Origin of the sequence: Paraburkholderia sp. SECH4, assembly GCF_030511745.1 — a bacterium.
GTDB lineage: Bacteria > Pseudomonadota > Gammaproteobacteria > Burkholderiales > Burkholderiaceae > Paraburkholderia > Paraburkholderia madseniana.
Genome location: NZ_JALOCP010000022.1, coordinates 53,064 through 72,455, shown reverse-complemented (window position 1 = coordinate 72,455; position 19,392 = coordinate 53,064). Strand labels below are relative to the sequence as shown.

14 protein-coding genes and 2 pseudogenes are annotated in these 19,392 nt (G+C 60.3%); 7 read left to right on the top strand and 9 right to left on the bottom strand.

Features of this window, described 5'->3' with window-relative positions; genetic code table 11:
* Nucleotides 1-6: 6 nt before the first annotated feature.
* The gene (locus tag M0D67_RS26140; protein WP_054041519.1) at nt 7-771 is read right to left on the bottom strand and encodes an ABC transporter substrate-binding protein; all 765 of its coding nucleotides are present in this window, start codon (nt 769-771) and stop codon (nt 7-9) included.
* 153 nt (nt 772-924) lie between these two features.
* On the opposite strand from M0D67_RS26140, the gene M0D67_RS26135 reads away from it, so the two are divergent.
* A complete protein-coding gene (locus M0D67_RS26135; protein WP_266240320.1) occupies nt 925-1,746 on the top strand; it encodes an IclR family transcriptional regulator in 822 nt (273 codons plus the stop codon).
* A gap of 902 nt (nt 1,747-2,648) precedes the next feature.
* Here M0D67_RS26135 and M0D67_RS26130 read toward each other — a convergent pair.
* From M0D67_RS26130 to M0D67_RS26120, 3 genes are all read right to left on the bottom strand, one after another.
* A complete protein-coding gene (locus tag M0D67_RS26130) occupies nt 2,649-2,795 on the bottom strand; it encodes a hypothetical protein (RefSeq protein WP_171927305.1) in 147 nt (48 codons plus the stop codon).
* Between the two features lie 90 nt (nt 2,796-2,885).
* Nucleotides 2,886-5,204 carry a sigma-54 dependent transcriptional regulator gene (locus tag M0D67_RS26125; RefSeq protein WP_266240319.1) on the bottom strand — a complete coding sequence of 773 codons (2,319 nt, stop codon included), beginning with the start codon at nt 5,202-5,204 and terminating at the stop codon, nt 2,886-2,888.
* Between the two features lie 392 nt (nt 5,205-5,596).
* Entirely contained in the window at nt 5,597-6,289 is a 693-nt protein-coding gene (locus M0D67_RS26120; protein ID WP_154560781.1) for an NnrU family protein, read from the bottom strand.
* Nucleotides 6,290-6,725: 436 nt separating this feature from the next.
* On the opposite strand from M0D67_RS26120, the pseudogene M0D67_RS26115 reads away from it, so the two are divergent.
* From M0D67_RS26115 to M0D67_RS26100, 4 genes and pseudogenes are all read left to right on the top strand, one after another.
* Nucleotides 6,726-7,373: pseudogene (locus M0D67_RS26115) on the top strand (cysteine hydrolase).
* A gap of 196 nt (nt 7,374-7,569) precedes the next feature.
* A complete protein-coding gene (locus M0D67_RS26110) occupies nt 7,570-8,394 on the top strand; it encodes an alpha/beta fold hydrolase (protein ID WP_154560782.1) in 825 nt (274 codons plus the stop codon).
* 368 nt (nt 8,395-8,762) lie between these two features.
* Complete coding sequence (locus tag M0D67_RS26105; protein ID WP_266240318.1) at nt 8,763-10,250, top strand: sensor histidine kinase KdpD; 1,488 nt, start codon at nt 8,763-8,765, stop codon at nt 10,248-10,250.
* 2 nt (nt 10,251-10,252) lie between these two features.
* Nucleotides 10,253-11,278 (top strand): response regulator, encoded by a 1,026-nt coding sequence (locus tag M0D67_RS26100; protein WP_266240317.1) that lies wholly within the window; start codon nt 10,253-10,255, stop codon nt 11,276-11,278.
* A 19-nt stretch (nt 11,279-11,297) separates the two neighbouring features.
* Here M0D67_RS26100 and cqsA read toward each other — a convergent pair whose 3' ends face one another.
* The 5 genes and pseudogenes from cqsA to M0D67_RS42140 all read right to left on the bottom strand — a co-directional run.
* Nucleotides 11,298-12,587: an alpha-hydroxyketone-type quorum-sensing autoinducer synthase gene (cqsA, locus tag M0D67_RS26095; protein WP_171927309.1), complete on the bottom strand. Its 1,290-nt coding sequence runs from the start codon at nt 12,585-12,587 to the stop codon at nt 11,298-11,300.
* Nucleotides 12,588-12,866: 279 nt separating this feature from the next.
* On the bottom strand, nt 12,867-14,339 hold the full coding sequence (locus M0D67_RS26090; RefSeq protein WP_266240316.1) for a benzaldehyde dehydrogenase: 1,473 nt from the start codon (nt 14,337-14,339) through the stop codon (nt 12,867-12,869).
* A 44-nt stretch (nt 14,340-14,383) separates the two neighbouring features.
* Nucleotides 14,384-16,030: a GMC family oxidoreductase gene (locus tag M0D67_RS26085; protein WP_266240315.1), complete on the bottom strand. Its 1,647-nt coding sequence runs from the start codon at nt 16,028-16,030 to the stop codon at nt 14,384-14,386.
* A gap of 153 nt (nt 16,031-16,183) precedes the next feature.
* The gene (locus M0D67_RS26080; protein WP_308112599.1) at nt 16,184-16,915 is read right to left on the bottom strand and encodes a LysR substrate-binding domain-containing protein; all 732 of its coding nucleotides are present in this window, start codon (nt 16,913-16,915) and stop codon (nt 16,184-16,186) included.
* 76 nt (nt 16,916-16,991) lie between these two features.
* Nucleotides 16,992-17,087 (bottom strand): annotated as a pseudogene (locus M0D67_RS42140) (LysR family transcriptional regulator); the annotation flags it as partial.
* A gap of 160 nt (nt 17,088-17,247) precedes the next feature.
* Between M0D67_RS42140 and M0D67_RS26075 the strand changes: the two are divergent.
* Both M0D67_RS26075 and M0D67_RS26070 read left to right on the top strand, forming a co-directional pair.
* Complete coding sequence (locus M0D67_RS26075) at nt 17,248-18,507, top strand: alpha/beta hydrolase (protein ID WP_171927313.1); 1,260 nt, start codon at nt 17,248-17,250, stop codon at nt 18,505-18,507.
* Nucleotides 18,508-18,522: 15 nt separating this feature from the next.
* Nucleotides 18,523-19,386, top strand: coding sequence for a VOC family protein (locus tag M0D67_RS26070; RefSeq protein ID WP_171927314.1), 864 nt, complete (start codon nt 18,523-18,525; stop codon nt 19,384-19,386).
* Nucleotides 19,387-19,392: the final 6 nt, after the last annotated feature.

Here is a 19,392-nt window from a genome sequence, read left to right as displayed (position 1 = left end):
GCCGCTTCATTCCACCTGCCACTTCTTGATGATCTGCGTGAGCGTGCCGTCTGCCTTGATCTTGCGGATACCGGCGTTCAGCTTCTCCAGCGTTGCGTTATCGCCCTTGCGCACCACGAAGCACAGTTGACCCTTCACGCTCGGCTGATAACCGTCGACGAGGCGCAACTGCGGGTTCGGGTTCTTCTGCAACTGGTACGCGATGATCGGATGATCGCCGAAGCCAGCCTTGATACGGCCGAGCGCGACGTCGCGCATGATGTCGGCGACCGAGTCGTACGTGCGCACCTCCTTGAAGATGCCTTTCTTGTTCAGCGCGTCGACGAAGGCCGTGCCCACTTGCGCGCCGACCACTTCGCCCTTGAGGTCGTCCATCGACGTGTACTTGCCCTTGTCGTCGGCGCGCACGATCAGACCTTCGCCATACGAATAGACCGTGTCGGAGAAGTCGACGACCTGCTCGCGGGCCGGCGTCTTCAGCATGGCGGCGGAGATCACGTCGATCTTCTTCGTGGTGAGCGACGGGATCAGCGCGGAGAAGGTGGTCTGTTCCACCTTCACGTCGAAACCGGCGGCCTTGCCGGTTGCGGTGATCGCATCGACCAGCAGACCCTGGATCGAATTGCTCTTCACGTCGAGGAAGGTGAACGGCACGCCGGTGGCCGTCGCGCCGACCGTGTACTCCGGCTCGGCGGCCGCCATGGCCGGCGTTGCTGCGAGGACCAACAGCGCGACGGCTGCGCCGGCGATGCGCTTGACTAACTGGATCATGAGATTCTCCACGACGGTGACGGACTACGATTGAGGAATCGGTGACTGGTTTGACTTCATCATATTCGAGTCAAAAATATCGACTAACATTATTTGCGTATCGATATACGATATGCTAACGTCAATGCATCACGATCACCATTGGGTATTTCCATGAGCGGCAAAGGGGTGGAGCAGGCAAGCGAGAGCGAAGCGCCGGGAGAAGCGGCGGACGCGCTTTTCAATCAATCGCTGGAAAAGGGCATCGCGGTGTTGCGCGCGTTCAGCGCGCAACGTCGGACCATGAGCCTGCCGGAAGTGGCCGAGGCGACTTCGATCACGAAGAGTTCGGCGCAACGGATGATCTACACGCTGGAGAAGCTCGGCTACGTGCGCAAACATCCGCGCACGAAGCGCTATCAACTCACCCCGCGCGTCGTGCAGATTGGCTTCAACTACCTCGCGGCGGACACGCTCATCGACGTGGCCAACCCGTTCCTCTCCGAACTCACGAACGTGACCGGAGAGACAACCAGCCTGACCGAACCGGACGGCGCCGAGATGCTGTACGTCGCGCGTTTTGTCTGCATGAAATTCGTGCCGATTCACATGCCGATAGGCAGCCGTATTCCGATGTACTGCACCGCCTCGGGCCGCGCCTATCTGAGCGCGCTGCCGGACGACGAAGTGCGCGCGCTGCTCGAGGCGAACGACCGTGTCGCGCATACGCAGTACACGGTGACGGATATCGGCGACATCGAGGCGCTGCTCGCGGAGGCGCGCCGCAGGGGCTATACGTCGAACCGTGAGGAACTGTTCATCGGCGACATGACGATTGCGGCGCCCGTGCTGGACGGTGAAAGAAGACCTGTGGCGTCGGTGCACGTGGTCGCGCCGACCAGTCGCTGGACGCTAGCCGATGCCGAGCAGCGCCTCGCCCCCGCGGTGATCGATTGCGCGCGTGGCATTAGCAATTCGATCAGGACGCTGGGTTGACCTATCCGTGCAATTCGCCGACAAGGCGGGAGAGGCGGGCAATACGGTGGCGATACATCGGCGCCTGCGGAGAATTTTTCAGATGTTCGACGCGATCGCGCCAGTAGGTCGGCGGAAAAGGTTTTTGCGGCGCGCATGCGACTACGCGTTCAAGATGAACGAGTTCGCTTTCGAAAAGATGGTGGTGCATTGTCCGATTTCCCCGTGGATGGCCAGTCTGGTCCGTTCGCGACGCCGCTAACTATCTGACACCGCTCAGGGCTTCTAAAGTAGATTCTCGTCCGTGCAGTGGATCTGCGCGGTAATGCAATGCAAAAAAGACCGCTTACCTGGCTATCCAGAAAAATCCGTGGGGTGGCCGGGTGGCCGGGTGCGCGAGTGCCGCAGAGTGCTTCACGCAGGATCGGTCGATGTGCCGCGATTGACGCAGGCAAGTAAAAAGGGCGGGCCGCCGCTGCTTGTCCACGCAAAGGGAGGCAACGACGGCCGAACCTCGCAGCGGTCTGCCTGATGCATAGCCAGGCGGATTCCACCATGTCGGCGTTACGCATTGCAACGATCTTCTCTATGGAAGTATTCGGTTGCCACGTGCCGACACACAACAGTTGCAGCTACAACAACAGCACAGCCCTCTCTCAATCCCCCGCCAGCGAGTTGGTATCGTTGGCGTCGATCGCGCGTCGAGCATGGTTCGGATCACTAACCGCAGGATCGTGATGACTTACGGCGATCCCTCGATCAGCGATGCCGGCGATCCAGAAACAAGCGGGACGTCGCCGGACGTCGGTGCGTCGAACACATTGCAGCGCGCGATCTTTTTTTGGTCCCCCGGGTTCCCCAGCTTGTCGGGCAGGTTTATTGCACGTTCTGGGCACTGCTACCGCCTCGGTGGGTTGTTTTTATCAGGCGGTGGCAGATATCAAATCTATATATGCAATGACCGTGCCATGCTGCAAAGCCGCATGGTGGCGGAAACAGTGGAACATTTCAGCAGCGACATTGGACAATCCCGTCCATACGTTTTCCTGAAATTGGACGATTTCGTCCATTTGGCTATTCCGGGCACGTTGAAGGACCATTTACTGCTGCCAAAGAACGCGGCGCCCAGTAGCAGCGGTTCCAGGTCTTCCCGGCGTAACTCATATGCCATTTGTTATTCCTTTCGTGTAGACGTCGATAGAAACTTCGCGCTGAAGTTCGGCGAGCAAACTCATGGCGCTGGTGACACGCGTGGTCGAATCAGTCGTCAGCGAGCGCAAACCGCGCTCGAGGATGTCGATTGCTTCGGCGATGCGGCCGGTGGCGCGCAGCAGATCGGCGAGGTAACGCGCGGCGTCCACGCGCGCCGGCACCGAGCCGAACGCGAGCGCAGTGGACAACGCGGTACGCAGACCCAGTTCCGCAGCGTTCAACTCGCCGAGTGCCCACTGCGCGCGCGCCCGGGTGACCAGGAGTTCGCCCAGGTAGACCCGTTCCTGACGGGCGAGGGTCTCGTCGATCGCGCCGGCGAGCATCGCCTCGCACGTTTTCGCACGGCCGGCGCGCAGCAGCAGCTCGCCGTGCTGCCATGCCATGAAGGAATAGAACAGCGCACCGCCGTTGCAAACGACGTGGTTATCGTAGCCGTCGAGCATGACAGTTTCCGCTTCGTCGGAATGGCCGAGCGCACTGAGGTGGCATGCGCGAAGGACCTGCCCGACGCCCCGGTAGAACGCGAAGCCGTTCGCGATCGAGACCGACTCGAGTTCGCTCGCGAGGTGCCCCAGCCGGTCCATGTCTTCGAACAGGCAGGCGAGCCAGGCGGCGCCCTGCAGGTTGACAGCATGAGCGAACGCGTGCGCGCCGGGGTCCGATGAACGCAGGATCAACATCTCCATGGCGCGCCGCGCCTGCACGAATGCGCCGATCTGGTAGGCCGCGAGTCCTTCGAAAGTCAACGCGAGACTGGCGAGATCGATCCCTTGCGAGCCCGTACGGGTGTCGTCGCGCGTCACGCCGAGCAGGTTGCCGCGCGCGAGACAGGCGAGGGCTTCCTCGCTGTCGCCGAGCCAGAAGAGGGTGTTGGTCATCGCGACGTGAGCTTCGTCGAGTGAGACCCGGTCACCGCCGTTCTGCGCGCGCTCCAGCATGTTTTGCGCGGTTGCACGCGCCTGTTTGAGTTGGAGCGTCGTCAACTGCGTGGTCCAGACGCCGAATTGGATCGCGGCGATTTCGGCGGGCGTGCAGACGCCTTCGCCGATGGCCAGCGCGGCGGCGTAGCAGGCGGTGGCCTCCGCGTACAGCCACCCGTGCACGCTACGCAGGCTCATGCCGAGCAAGCGGTAGGCATCGAACTGAAGACGACGCGCGGCCTCCTGTTCATGGGGCGTCTGTAGCAGGTCGAGGCAGCGGCGCAACGGCGGAATGGCTTCGGCGAACTTCGATTCCTCGATCAGCGCGCTCGCATGTTCGAGACACTTGCGCGCTTCCCGGTGATGTTCCTCGCGCGACTTCAGACGCCGCTCGATTGTCTTGCGGCCCACACCCAGCAGGGTGGCCGCCGCACTCTTGTTGTGCCCGGTCCGTTCGAGCGCGCGGTCGATCAAAAGGTCTTCGGCGGCGGCGAGTTTGTCGCGCCCTTCGAGTTGCAGCAGCATGTCGGCGAGGCTGGCGCGCGACACCGGTCCGCCGGTTTCGTTGGCGAGAAACGGCTCGAGCGAGTCGACGTCGATGTTCGTGTTTTCGGCGAGCACGCTCAACTGGCTGATCAGGTTGCGCAATTGCCGGATGTGGCCCGGCCATGCGTGCTGGGCAAGCCGGCGGACGGCGGCCGGCGAAAACTCCAGACGACGCGTGTGCTGCGACGCGAAGTGGGTGACAAGCGCGGGGATGTCCTCGACGCGCTGTTCGAGTCCGGGCACGGCAAGCACGAAGACCGCGAGCCGGTAGAAGAGGTCTTCGCGGAAGAGCCCTTCGCGTGCGAGTTCGCGCAGGTCGCGGTGGGTCGAGGCCACCACGCGTCCTGCGAAGTGCAGACTGGTGGACGACCCAATCGGGCGGAAAGTTCGCGTTTCGAGTACGCGCAGCAGTTTGGGTTGCAGCGCGAGCGGCAGTTCGCCGATTTCATCGAGCAGCAGCGTGCCCTTGCCGACCTGCTGCAAAAGTCCCTGGCGGTTTTCGCCCGCGCCGGTGAAGGCGCCTTTAACGTGCCCGAACAATTCGGCTTCGACGAGGTTCTCTGGAATCGCGCCGCAGTTGACGTCGACGAAGGGTTGATCCTGGCGCAGGCTGTGTGCGTGCACACGGCGAGCGACCAGTTCCTTGCCTGAACCGGTCGGCCCAAAAATGAGCAAGGGATGATCGGTGGGGGCAACCCGATCGATCATGCGGACCAGTTGGCGAAACGCTGGCGCGCCGCCCACGAAGGCGCCGGAATCAGCCTTGTCGTGAGCGAACGGAACGTCAGGGGTGTAACTCATTACAAAATACGCTCCACGTGATCCGCGCGTGGAACAACGCGGAAATTGGCGTCGAAAAAGACGGGGCGGACGGCGATGCATCGGTCTGGTGCCTGGCCAGGTTTTCCGATTGCGTTGTCGGAACGTCCGTCTCAATTAAGAGACAGAGTATGACGGCTTGTCGCCGATGTTGTCTTTTCGAAAATAACCCTCGCAACAGCGCGATTGCGGATTGCATCGCCATGTGCTGGGAGCCTGGCAAGCAGATGGGTTCTCTGCGGCGGAGGGGAGCGTAGAAATGAAAGTATCAGCGGGGAATGTGAATGTCAGCGGGAAATGAAACGTGTCCCGGGTGCCTTACCGGGCTCATCAAATCCCGCTACCGCTTTATGGCGCGACAGGCCACGCTGCGATTACAGCCAGCGCCAGACGCCCGCGGCCCAACCGGTGAGTGGCATATGAGCCCAGGTCGCTACGAGCCACACAACGAGACCGCCCAACAACGCGTGCAAGCCGAACCCGCCCAGCCGCGCACGGCCAGCGGCGATCGCCGCGAACGGCAGGTAGCTCGTCTTCGACTCCCATTCAGGCCAGAGATCGGGCTGCAACTGCTCTTTCTTCCGGTCCTGCAAGGCGGCGCCGACGAGCGCGAGAACGCCGATAGCCGCTGCGACGATGATGTTTTTGGCCACCGGGAACACCGCGACGTGACACAGCCCCCACAGTACGAACGACCACAACATCGGATGGCGCGTCACCGCGTACACGCCGAGCGCCGCTTCCGGGCATGAAGCGGGCCGGCCGCCGGTGGGCAGCGCCGGGTTACGGATCAGAGAGCCCATCAGGAGGATCGACGCGATCAGCATGACCACGGTTGCAAGCGCCCAGAGCCCGTCGCCTACCGGCCATAGTGGTGCCGTCAAAGGCGCCTTCAGGTAGGCGGCGATTAACCAGCCGAGCGTCACGAAGGCAACCAGCGAATAGACGCCCAGGAACCCCGTTTCGCCAATTGCGCCGACCAGACGCCTGCGCAGCGGATGGGACAAGACAAAGTGACTACCCACGAAAGCGACTGCCGCCGCCGCAACTGCGCTGGTGCTTCCCATTGGCCCGGCTCCTCAGGTTGTATCGCTGGCTGACCGTATTGCGCGTGTTCCATTTCCAGTACCGAAGATTACTCCTTTGCGTTTTCCCGTCTTTGCCGCCTTCGGCGATCCTGGCCAAAAGTGCTGCCCGCAACTGGAAAGAGCTCGCGGGGTCATCGCGGCTTTGCTCTGCGGAGAAAGGCTGTCACGGAAATTGCATTTTGCAGCCTGACCCCAACGGTCGCGTTGGCTTCTTAATCATTGGCTTGTTAATAGCATGCACGCGAAGCCAACATGCCGACTCATCAAGCGCCCCGTCACCCGGCGCCCGCATGCAAGAACCTGGACGCGCCATCGAACCGTCGTTGCTTTCCAGTCCTCCGTTTCCTAATCTGATCGGAGAGGCTCGGGCCAGTGAAAGTCGGCGAGCCGTCATGCACTCTATTGGAGGTCCGAAGTGTCGTTTGATCGAACTGAGACAGCCGTGGTTTTCATCGATCCGCAAGTCGATGTCTTAAGCAAGAATGGCAAGAACTGGGGCGCGGTGGGAGCAAGCGTGACAGAGAACAAGACGGTAGAAAACATGTTGCGAATCTTCAAGGCGGCGAAGTCCGCAAAGTTTCCGGTCTTTATTTCGCCACATTACTTTTTCCCGACCGATCGCGTATGGAAATTCAATGGACCGTTGGAGGCCGATGAATTCGCAACAGACACGTTTGCGCGTAGTGGTCAGCTGAATCTGGAAGGTTTCGAAGGCTCCGGTGCTGACTGGCTCGACGAATTCAAGCCTTACATCAACGACGGCGAGACCGTTGTTGTGAGTCCGCACAAGGTCTTCGGACCGTAAACCAACGATCTCGTCCTTCAACTGCGCAAGCGAGGAGTGAGGCAGGTGGTCCTGGGAGGCATGCTTGCCAACATGTGCGTGGAGTCACATCTGCGTGATCTGCTCGAACAGGGATTCGAAGTTTATGTTGTTAGCGATGCCACTGCGGGACCGCGTCATCCCGTTTGGGGCGACGGATACAAGGCGGCAATGATCAACTACGCGTTTCTCGCGCACGGCGTGGTGACTACCGACGAAGTTGTGGCTTCGATGGAATGACGCACAAGTAAGATCGGCTGGCAGGCGAATAGACTGTCGGCGCTAAAAAACGCATTTGCCTGGTTGGGACGCCCCAGCATGTTTCCCGGACGGACTGCCGACCACCTACCCACCCCGGCGCAATTTCTTATGACGCACGCGTTCACGCCGGTGGTTCATTTTTCTTTGACAGGTCGCCTTAGCAAGGAGAATGACGATGAACACGGTCACGACCAAAGACGGCATTCAGATATTCTATAAGGACTGGGGAACAGGGCAGCCCATCGTTTTCTCACACGGATGGCCACTGAGCGCCGACGATTGGGACGCCCAGATGATGTTCTTCCTGAACCTCGGCTTCCGTGTCATCGCGCATGACCGTCGGGGTCACGGGCGCTCAACGCAGACGGCCGACGGTCATGATATGGATCACTATGCCGATGATCTTGCGGCCGTTACCGAGCATCTTGACCTTAAAAATGCAGTCCACGTGGGCCACTCGACCGGGGGCGGTGAGGTCGTTCGCTATCTCGCGCGTCACGGCGAGAGTCGCGTAACCAAGGCGGTGCTGATCAGCGCTGTGCCACCGCTCATGGTGAAGACCGCTAACAACCCGGAAGGTCTTCCCAAGGATGTTTTTGACGGATTTCAGTCGCAGGTTGCCAACAACCGCTCACAGTTTTACCGGGATGTCGCTGCCGGGCCGTTCTACGGTTATAACCGGCCTGGGGCCAAACCGTCCGAAGGCGTGATCATGAACTGGTGGCGTCAGGGAATGGAGGGCGGAGCCAAAGCGCACTACGACGGGATCGTGGCCTTTTCCCAGACGGATTTCACCGAAGACCTGAAGAAGATCACAGTCCCGACGTTAGTGATGCACGGCGACGATGATCAAATCGTACCTTATGCCGACTCTGGGCCGTTGAGCGCGAAATTGCTGCAGAACGGCACCTTGAAAACCTATAAAGGCTTCCCGCACGGCATGCCCACCACGCAAGCCGATACGATCAATGCGGATCTCCTGGCGTTCATCAAATCCTGAATCGTCAGGCATCCTGGTGCGCTGGGGCGAGCAAGCGACGGATCTACCTCGTAAGCGGCCATTGCCTTCAATTCAGATCGGCCGTCCGTTGGCAGGCCAGCGTGTGTGAAAACACATTGATCGCCTGAAGTCCAGGACCAGATGGATATGCCCTGACTTTTTCAGGGATCAGGCCACTTCGGTCTCGAATGCGAAGAAGGCGATCCCGGACTTCAGGAAGGCTGCCACTTGATTCAATACGCATATATGCCAGCTCATTCCTCCCGGGTTAGAAGGCCATCCAGGCGGATAACAGTTGGCAAAGCGATTGAAGGCAATTATTTGCCGTGACATCGGCGTCACCTTAGGTCAAGATTTGTGCCGGGGCCGTGGCAAATAACTTCGACAGGCTGGTAAATTGGGCAGCGCAAATGCGCGCCCCACATAATCCAGATGATGCCGCGCGAAGCATCAACAATTTCAACGCCGGAACCTTGCCTGAGAAACCCGGTGAATCCTTTATTCTGGAAATAATGGACGCAACGAGAATACCTCCGCGGGGCGCCCGCACGGTGGTGCCGATCCGCTTATTCCTTGCCCAACTGTTCGCTCCTGCGTTGCGAAACCTGCAATACGTGAGCCGCCGGATGCGCCCCTTCTCGATCGTTGCGATCGTCGGCTTCCCGCTCTATTACTATGTCTGGAACGATCTCTTTCCCCAGCCTTACGAGAACCTGCCGCTGCGGCTAGTGGGCTCCGCGCTGTTTATTCCCATCCTGTTTTCCGACCGCTGGCCGTCGTGGGCGAAAAAGCTCTTGCCGTACTACTGGTACGCGACAATCTTTTACTCGCTGCCGTTCTTTTTCGCGTTCATGTTGCTGAAAAACAATGGCTCGAACGTCTGGATCGAAAGCGCGCTGATTGCTGCTTTCGTCATGGTGTTGCTGCTCGACTGGCTCATGCTGCTGCTCAATTTTCTGATCGGCATTGCTCTCGCGTATCTCGCCTATTGGGCAACCACCGACGTTGTCAGCGTGAATTCGACGTATCTTGTCCATCTGGCGATTTTTTCGTTTGCTATAGCGATCGGCGTCGTCGCCAACTATGACACGGAGCGTATTCGAGTCGAGCAGGAGCGGGCAATGCTGGCAACTGCCGGTAGCATTGCCCACGAACTGCGTACGCCGCTGCTCGCCATCCGCGCCGGCGCGGCGGGCCTCGGAAGCTACCTGCCTTTGCTACTCGAAACGTACGGCATCGCTCAAGGCGGCGGGCTAAGTGTTCCCAAGATCCGCGTCGCCCACCTTCATTCCATGGACGGAGTACTCTCCCGCATTGAACAGGAGGCCGTTCATTCCAATACCATTATCGACATGCTGCTCGCGAACGCGCGGTTCACCGGCGGGCATTCCCAAAAGATTGCACAGTGCTCGATCAGGCAATGTGTGGAGACCGCGCTCGACCGCTATCCATTTCGCGGAGGGGAGCAACAACGGGTGCTCACGGATCTCATCAATGACTTCACGTTCGAAGGCTCAGACATGCTGGTGGTCCATGTGCTCTTCAATCTGCTAAAAAATGCGTTCCGCGGCATGGCAGATGTCGACAGCGCGCTGATCTCGATCCGGCTTGCGTCTGGACCACGCGCGAACCAACTCCTCTTTCGCGATACCGGCGTCGGCATCGCGTCCCATATACTTCCCCACATCTTCACGCGGTTCTATACGTCATCGACTGAAGCAGATGACGCCTCCGTCGGCACCGGCATCGGACTCGCATTCTGTCGTGACGTCATGCGTGTGATGGGCGGCTCCATTGACTGTACGTCTATCGAGTACATGTATACCGAATTTGTGTTGACCTTTCCCAAGCCATGACGATGGATACGATCAAACCATTCTATTTTCCGACAACGGTTACGTTCGTCGACGACAGCGCGGCATTCCTGTCGAATCTGTGCCTGCAACTCGAACCGAGCCTTGCCTTCCGGCTCTTCAGTTCGTCAAGGGAAGCCCTGCGGTTCGTGAATGAACGCCATCGTCCCGGTGCACCTGAGGAACAGATCTTCGCTCCGTACCGGGACCGAACCGATGAGGACGAGGCACAGCAGGTCATCGCGATGAGCGTCGACACCGTCCGCAATCGGGTGTTCGACAACGACCGATTTCAGGCAACATCGGTTGTCGTCGTGGATTACGACATGCCGGGGCTGAACGGTCTTGAATTCTGCCGTCGCATTACTGACCCTGCTGTACGCAAGATCATGCTGACCGGAAAGGCGAACGAGCACATCGCGGTGGAGAGCTTCAACGAAGGCATCATTCATCGCTTCATTCGCAAGCAGGACGCATCGGCCATCAGTGCCTTGAATCGCGCGGTGCGCGATATGCAGAACGCATACTTCGATAACAGGTGTCAATCCATCCTCGACACGCTGGTGACATCGGAATATACGTTTTTGCGTGACGAAGCGCTGGTCGCGCGGGTAAGGGAAATCTTTGATTCGCTCGGTATTGTTGAACATTACCTTTCATACTCGCCAAACGGACTACTCATGCTCGACAGTACCGGCAAGTCCTATCTGCTGATAGTCCACACGAACGAAACGCTGCGGGGTGTGCGTGAAATAGCCAGCGTACAAGGCGCACCAGCGGGCTTTTTCGACGCCCTGGACAGCGGCGCGAGTTTGCCGTACTTCTGGCAAACCAGCGGGTACTGCCCTGCGGACGGCATCGCGTGGGAGAGCTATATGCACCCGGCAATCCGGTTTACAGGGCAACAGCTTTACGCTTATGCCGTGATCCCCAATCCGCCCGGGTTCGATCTGAGTCACGTGCTGAGTTACGACTGCTACCTCGAGTGGCTGGACCGCGACATACAGAAGACATGGAGTTCACTCATGTGAACTCCATGTCATGCCGCTATCAGACCGCTAACGCACTGTCTGCCGTACTTTGCTCGTGGCTGTGTTTGCGGGACGACGGCCGGTCCCCGAGGCGCCGGGTGGAGGGCCATCTGTCAAGCTCAACTTCGCCGCGAATGTCACGACAGACGCTCACAATCTTTTCGATCTGGGCGTCGGTCAAGGCAGCGTGGATCGACAACCGGATCAGCGCACGATTGCGCGCCGTCGCCGGTGCACAAAACACGGAGCCGAAAATGCCCCGTGATTCCAATGCGTCGCGTAACACGATCGTGCGCTGTTCCGTACCCGCTTCGAGCGCGATGATCTGGCTTTCACCGGCATTCAGGTTATACCCAAGCTCCCTCAACCGTTCCCCCAGCCAGGCGGCATTCGACGCAAGTCTCGTGCGCCGTCGGCCGGCACCTTCGATCACAGACAGCGCCGCGTCCAGCCCACTGATCTCATGAGGCAACAAGGTGGAACTGAAGATCGCAGGATTCGACTCGAACTTGAAGTACTCCTGGAAAGCGGCTGGACAGGTGATGAAGCCGGCTCGGCCGACAAAAGCCTTAGCAAGACTTGCTGTGCGGAATGCGACACGAGACTCAAGTCCAAGTTCGACAACAAGTCCCGCTCCACGCGGGCCATGCGTGCCGAGCGAATGCGACTCGTCGACCACGAACACGCACCCATGCGTTTCGCATACATCGGCGAATGCGACAAGCGGGCAGACGCTGCCGTTCGTGCTGTAAATCGAGTCGACCAGCACGACCCCTTGCCCATACCGCACGATCTGCTGCTCGAGGTGCGCCGTGTCGTTGTGCCTGAACGGTATCGGAATCGCGCCCGCACTGCGAATACCCTCCCACAGCGACATGTGCGCCATCATGTCCACGTAGACGGGCGTTCGTGCCGAAGCGATCGACTGAATCAGCCCGATATTCGCCATATAGCCGGACTGACATAACACCCCGGCCTCTGCGCGCATGAACGTCGACAGCCGGTTTTCGAACTTCAACTGCGGGCAATCACCGTGCAGGAAAATGCCCGACATCAACAGTCCGTTGCCGTCCGAACGCAATGTTCGACCCATACTGCGAATGATGTCGGGGTGACGCGCGATCGCGAGATAGTCGTTGCTCGACAGATGCAGTGCATCCGCCCCCGGGATGCGACCGCGCATGATGTGGCCGCCTCCCCACGTATCCGTTACGCGCTCCCGGTAATATTGCTCGACGCGCGACGCCACAAAGGCCGGAAGCGATGGTGAGGGTTGGTTTTTTTTCAGGCTGTCAAAAGCAGTTTTCATTTCGGCTCCTTAAGGTTGGCTGTTGCCCGTAACGGACAACAGGCCCATAGTGAGCCAGTCGTTTTTTCCCTGTGTGGCCTGTCATCGAATCTGCCTGCGGTTCAGCCGCTGCGCCGGTGGGGCGGATCAGCGGATTCACACGGCTGCGCAGCGTTGGCCAAACACGCCACGGCGACAGGCGCGAGGTCGATCGCCAAGCGTCGGATCCGTGATGCCATCATGAGATGAGCGCGATGACGGGCGCGGGCGCCGTATCTACGACGTCCGCGCCTGGCCGGATCAGAACGGGTAAGCAGGAATCCGCGACCGGGTCGTGATCCACTGCCACTCGCTGAACTGATCGGCGTTGGTCAGCGTGCTGTGATTGAAACCGTTGCCCGATGCGCCGACCCCGCCGATCGGGCCATACACCTCGTGAAGCACCGTCTGATCGTTGATGTGGATGACACCGGCGTGAAGCCGGTCCGCAATGCTTTGCGCGCGGGCGAGATTGGCCGATGCGACGGCGGCTACGAGACCGTACTCCGTGGCATTGGCGAGTTCGACCGCCTCGTCGTCGGAGCGGAACGTGGTGATCGGTGCGACGGGGCCAAAGATCTCCTCATCGAACGCGGCCATGCCGCGTGTTACCCCTGTGATCACGGTCGGTTCGAAAAAGAGCCCGTTACGCGAGCCGCCGGTCAATGCCTTCGCGCCTTTGGCGAGTGTCTCGGCAATAATGCGCTCCACGTTGGTGGCCTGACGCTCATTGATGATGGGGCCGAGTTGTACCTTCTCGTCAAAGGGATCGCCGACGATCAGCGCCCTGGCTTTTCTCACCAGCGCTTCTGCATACGCCTCGGCGACGTTCTCATGAACGAGGTGGCGCCCGGCAGTGAGGCAAATCTGTCCCTGGTGGAAAAACGCACCCCACGCTCCGGCGCTCGCCGCTGCCTCGATATCCGCGTCGTCCAGCACGATATAGGGATTGTTGCCGCCAAGTTCGAGTGAGACGCGCTTGAGCTGTCCGCCGGCAATCGAGCCGATCTGCCGGCCCACGCGGGTCGACCCCGTGAAGCTGATCATATCGACGAGCGGTTCCTTGACGAGTGCCGCCCCCGTGTCGGCGCCACCCGGCAGAACATGGAAGAGTCCGGCAGGCAGGCCGGCTTCTTCGAACAGGCGCACGAAACTCACACCGCCCGCCACCGGTGTTTGCGAATCGGGCTTCAGTATCACCGAGTTGCCCATCGCCAGCGCCGGGCCGATTGCTCGCGAGCCCAGAATGAACGGCGAGTTCCAGGGCGTGATGATGCCGACGACGCCGACGGGGATGCGCCTTGCAATGCTCTGGCGGCCGGCCTCAGCGGTGGACGTGAGCACACCCACGGGTTGACTGCCGAGCGCCGCGGCTTCAAGGACTTCGCGGGCGGACATGTGGACTTCCCACAATGCTTTCGCTCTGATCGAGCCTGTTTCCCTGACGATCTGATCGGCGAGTTCATCGGCATGCACGAGTACCAGTCGGGCAAACTCCCTAAGCACATCGCCGCGCAGCGGGCCTGGTGTTTTTGCCCAGTCCTTTTGCGCCTCGCGGGCGAGGGCGGCCGCTACCGACACATCCTCCGGCGAAGCGATACCGATTTCACCGAGCTTCGCGCCCGTTGCTTTCTCGATCACGCTCTCTGCGCCGGGACCGGGGTTCTTCCATCCATTGCTGTAGATTTTCGCGCGCCAGATTTCTGTCGGCGTGAGCAATGCGTGGGTCGTCATGTTGTGTTCTCCGGGATCCTGCAACTGTTGGAATGCGCGCTGATTTACGCGGACAATTTCGCGGCGATGCGCTCGGCCACCATGATGGTCGTGACGTTCGTCGGAGCTGACGGGATGTCGGGAATAATCGATGCATCGACGACCCGCAGCGCTTCGACACCGCGTACCTTGCCCCACGCGTCGACTACGGCAGTGGGATCGGAATCGGCACCCATCGGCACGGTCGACGTAGGGTGCAGATACGCGGCGACATTCGACACAATGTTTGCCCTGAGTGCTTTGCCATCGTCCACGGTATTGCCTGGCGCCATTTCGTGATCGATCACGTCGAGGAACGGTGCGGTTCTGCCGATCTGGCGGGATAGCTGCACGGCTTCGACCATGCGGTCGAGGTCATTCTGGTCATCGAAGAAGTTGTACCGAATGTCCGGTGCGGCGCGTGGATCGCGACTCGAGAGCCGCAATTGACCGATCGACTTCGGCAGTGTCACCGCGCAGGCGAGGACAATCGCGCCACCGGTGGGGCTGACCTTTGGGTCGATCAGATGCGTGCCCGAGATGTGCAGGTCGAGATCGCCGGAGCCCGCGCTCTGCGAGCGCGTCCACACGAGCGCACCGGAGGCGGGCTTCATCGCGTTTGCTTCGCGCTTGAGTGCGTAGACGTTGTAGAAAAACGGATGGTCCTGCAGCCGATTTCCCACCGGCAGATCGGCGACGGTCGCAATGCCGAATTCGGCGAGATGCGCAGCAGGCCCAATGCCCGAGCGCATGAGAATCGCAGGGCTGCCGAAAGCCCCCGACGCGAGAATGACTTCACCCGCGGACAGAACGTGGCCGTCGACCAGCTTGACGCCCACGGCACGCTTGCCTTCGAACACCACGCGATCCACTTCGGCGCCGCCCTGGATCGTCAGATTCGGGCGTGCACGCACGGCAGCCGTGAGATAGGCCATGCCCGTATTGATGCGCACGCCATCGACGACATTGAGCGTGTAGGGGCCGGCACCGTGCTGGTCCGCACCATTGAAGTCCGATACGTGTTTCAGCCCCAGCGTTTGCGCGCCGTCGACAAAGGCTCGCATCGACGGTGTGTTCTCCGCAGCAGTACGCTGCCGGATCGGAAACGGCCCGCTACGTCCGTGCCAGGCGTCGTCGCCGGAGGGCGTGTTTTCCATCGACTTGTAGGCGGCCAGCACGTCCTCCCACGACCATCCTTCGATGCCGCGTTTAGCCCAGCGCGCAAAATCGGCCTGTCGAGCGCGTATGGCGACAGCGGCATTGACCGCCGAGCTGCCACCGATCACGCGCCCTCGAGGCACCGGTATGTTGTGGCCCAGACTGGCGGCGTCGTCGGTGTGGTAGTGCCAGTCATAGGCCGGCGAGCCCGCGACGATATTGGCGTCTTTCAGTACCTGAGGGTAGTCGTTCGGCGCGAAGTTCGGTCCCGCTTCCAGCAGCAGAACACGGCGCCGCGGGTCTGCGCTGAGGCGCGCCGCGAGAACGGCGCCGGCCGATCCTCCACCAACGATCAGGATGTCGAAATGCTTCGCGGACTTTGAGGGCCGACCGGATTCGGTGCTCCCAGATTGCTTTTCCACTGCTACGGCTGACGCGGTGCCGGTAACCGTACCGACTGCGGCAATTGTCGCCGCCGCTCCCGCAATAAGGACTTCACGTCTGGACATCTTCATTGTTGTACTCCTGAACACGTTTGCAGCGCCTCAAGCGCTCGATAAACCGATCGATCGATGCCGACCGGCTGTGTGCTCAGAATGGGCCCGCTTCAGGGAGACAACAAGATGGCTCGCCTGGACCTCAGGTCCAATGAGATGGACGATCCGATATTACGCGACGACCAGTGGGATGCGCTCGATCAGAAAGTCGAGAAAAGCGCGAACGGAAGGCAGTATGCCGTGACGAAACGGGATGACCGCCGTGATACTGGCTTCGCCTGCCAGCCAGGCGGGCAAGACCCGCTGGAGTGTGCCGGATCGCAGATCTTCGTTGCAGACGTAGGCGGGCAGGGCAACGATGCCGAGGCCGTCCTGCGCAGCCTGCTTGAGGGTGACGATGTCATTGCCGGCCAGCCGGGGGTTGAGCGGCACGACCGCTTCTCCGTTCACGGGGTGCTTGAGCTTCCAGGCCATTGGACTGTTGTGTCTCAACATGACCAGCGTCTCGTGCCCGGCGAGGTTCTCCGGCGCGACTGGCATGCCGTGGCGCTCCAGGTAGCTAGGCGCGGCGAACAGAAACCAGGGCGCCGGTGCCAGCGTGCGCTGCACCAGGGTCGAGTCGGACAGTGGACCGCTGTGCGAGCGCAGCGCGAGGTCATAACTGCCGCCCGCAATATCGACCTGCTCGTCGCTGATGTGCTGGATGACGTTGATCTTCGGATAACGGTGAATGAAATCCGGAAGTATCTGGCGCATGGCGAACAGCGAGGTCGCCACCGCGGTGGTGAAGCGGATCGTGCCACTCGGCTCGGCCAGGCGCTCGCGCACAGCGCTTTCGGCGAAGTCCGCTCGTTCCAGCATGGCGACCGCATGCCGGTAGAACACCTCGCCTGCACCGGTCATGCCGAGCCTGCGTGAGGTCCCGGTTGACGAGCCGCACGCCGAGCGCTGTTTCGAGCTGCTGGAGGCGATGGCTGACCGTCGATTTCGGTACGTTGAGATTGCGGCTGGCGGCGGTGAGTCCTCCGCACTCGACGATACGAACGAAATAGCGGAAGTCATTGAGATCTAACATGGGCGCACCTTGCGAGTCCGGTGTGATGGACGGCGCCACTGTATACCGTTTGACGATCCGCCGGACTGACGTCGTTTTTCTGCATCGAGTTCCTTTGTCAAAAATTTGACGCAAACGTCAAAAAAGCTATACTAACGTCAACGAATACGGAGACATTGATATGAGCAATATGCAGGCCGGTACCGTTCTCGAACGTCCTCATGCATTGACGATTGACTGGTTTCCCGATGCATTGCCGCATGCCACACAGCAGATCAGTGCGACGCTGCGCACCGAAGACGGCGCCGCCACCTGCGGGGTTTTGTATCAGGGCGCATCGACGAAGACAGTCGTTTGTCTGATGCACCCGCGCGAGAACTTCACGTTCCACTATCTGATTCCCGGATTGCTGCGAGCGGGGGCGTCGGTTTGGGCCCAGGCGGCCCGTTCGGTCGGCAACGACCTTCGGCTCGAGCATGAACTTGCCCTGCACGATGTCGCGGCCGGCTTGCGCTACCTGCGCGAGGCGGGCTTCGAGCGCATCGTGTTGCTCGGTAATTCGGGCGGTGCCGGGCTCTATAGCTTCTACATCCAGCAATCGGCGCTATCGGCGCAAGACCGGATCGCAAAGACGCCTGGCGGCCGTCCGACCCATCTGGCGAGTGCGACCTTGCCGACGGTGGACGGCATGATCTATCTGGCACCGCATCCGGGGCAGGGGCGTTTATTGATGGGGTGCATCGATCCGTCGGTCATTGACGAAGGCGATGCGTTATCGATCGACGATACGTTGAACCCGTTTAACCCTGAGAACGGCTATTCCCGCGAACCAGGGGCAACACGCTATAGCGCTGAGTTCGTCTCCCGCTATCGCGACGCACAACGGGAGCGCGTGGCGCGCCTTGACCGGATGGCCCGTCAACTGATCGCCGTGCGCCAGGACGCTCGGCAAGCCGTGAAGGACAAGGTGGCGACGCATCGGCAAAAGCTCGTGGCCAACCACACGCCAGTCATGACCGTGTGGCGGACGGACGCCGATTTGCACTGTCTTGACTCATCGCTCGATCCCTCCGATCGCAAGCCCGGTTCGCTGTGGTCGCCGAATCCGGTGATCTCGAACTATGGTTCGGTGGGCTTTGGACGCTTGTGTTCTCCGGAGTCCTGGCTCTCGACATGGTCCGGTCTCTCGTCGAATGCAGCGTTGGAAACAACCGCGCCTTCGGTCACCGTGCCCTCGTTGCTGGTCGAATACACCGGCGATCAGACTACTTTTCCATTAGCCATTGCCGACATTTTTGCCGGTATCGGTTCAACCGATAAGACCCACGTTCGCGTGCGCGGCGATCATCACGGCAGACCGCTGGAGGCCGCGGACGAACCGGGCCGGGCAATCGCCGCGCGCGCGGTCGGCGAATGGCTGCATCAACGGTCTTTCTTATAACACGGGAGTTGACGAATGAATCAATCCGTACCGCTCAGACTGTCGGGAGTCGATCACACGGCGCGCCCGACATGGAAGCTGCGCGAAACCATCGAGTTCTATCGCGACACGCTGGGTCTGCCGCTTGTCCACACGATCTCCGCGCGAGGCTGGGGCCCGGAGAGCCACCCGGACTTTCTTCATTTTTTCTTCGATAGCGGCAACGGCAGCACGATCGCCTTTTTTTATTACTTGGGCGAACCGCCGCCGCAACAACGCCCTTTGATGCCGCCCACGCCCGACGACCATGTATTCGATGCGACTCACACTGCGTGGCTGACCGATAGCGCGGAACAGTTGCTCGCATGGAAAGAGATGCTCGAGGCGAAAGGTGTGGAAGTCTCATCGACCACTCAGCACGAAGTGATCGAATCGATCTACTTTCGCGATCCCAACGGCTACTTCATCGAGATCACCGTCAAGCTGCGCGCATTGCAATCGCTAGACGCCAGGGATGCGGCGCTAACACTTGAGGCGGCGATCACGGCCGAGCAGATCGCCAGTGACCATGCGGGACAAGTCCGGGAGATTGATACTGTATGGCAGGAAAAGGGCAGACTGTTGAGTGGGCAATGCGGCATAAAGAGCGACGGTCCCGGCATTTTCGTGCCGGCGCTGGCGGAGTTCGCGAGCGTGGTGGATGCAGCGCGGCGCAATCCCGAGTATCGCGTGTCGCAACCGTCGCCGGGCTACTTTCTGATTGAATCGAAAGAGGCACTCGAATTCAACCGCAAGGAGCTGGGTCTGAAACCGGCGATCTGGTATGGCCTCTTCACAGGTGGTTTGTGCGGGCGTATCGATACGTTTGACAAAGACCGCGTTCGCATCGTCGAACAATAAGAACGC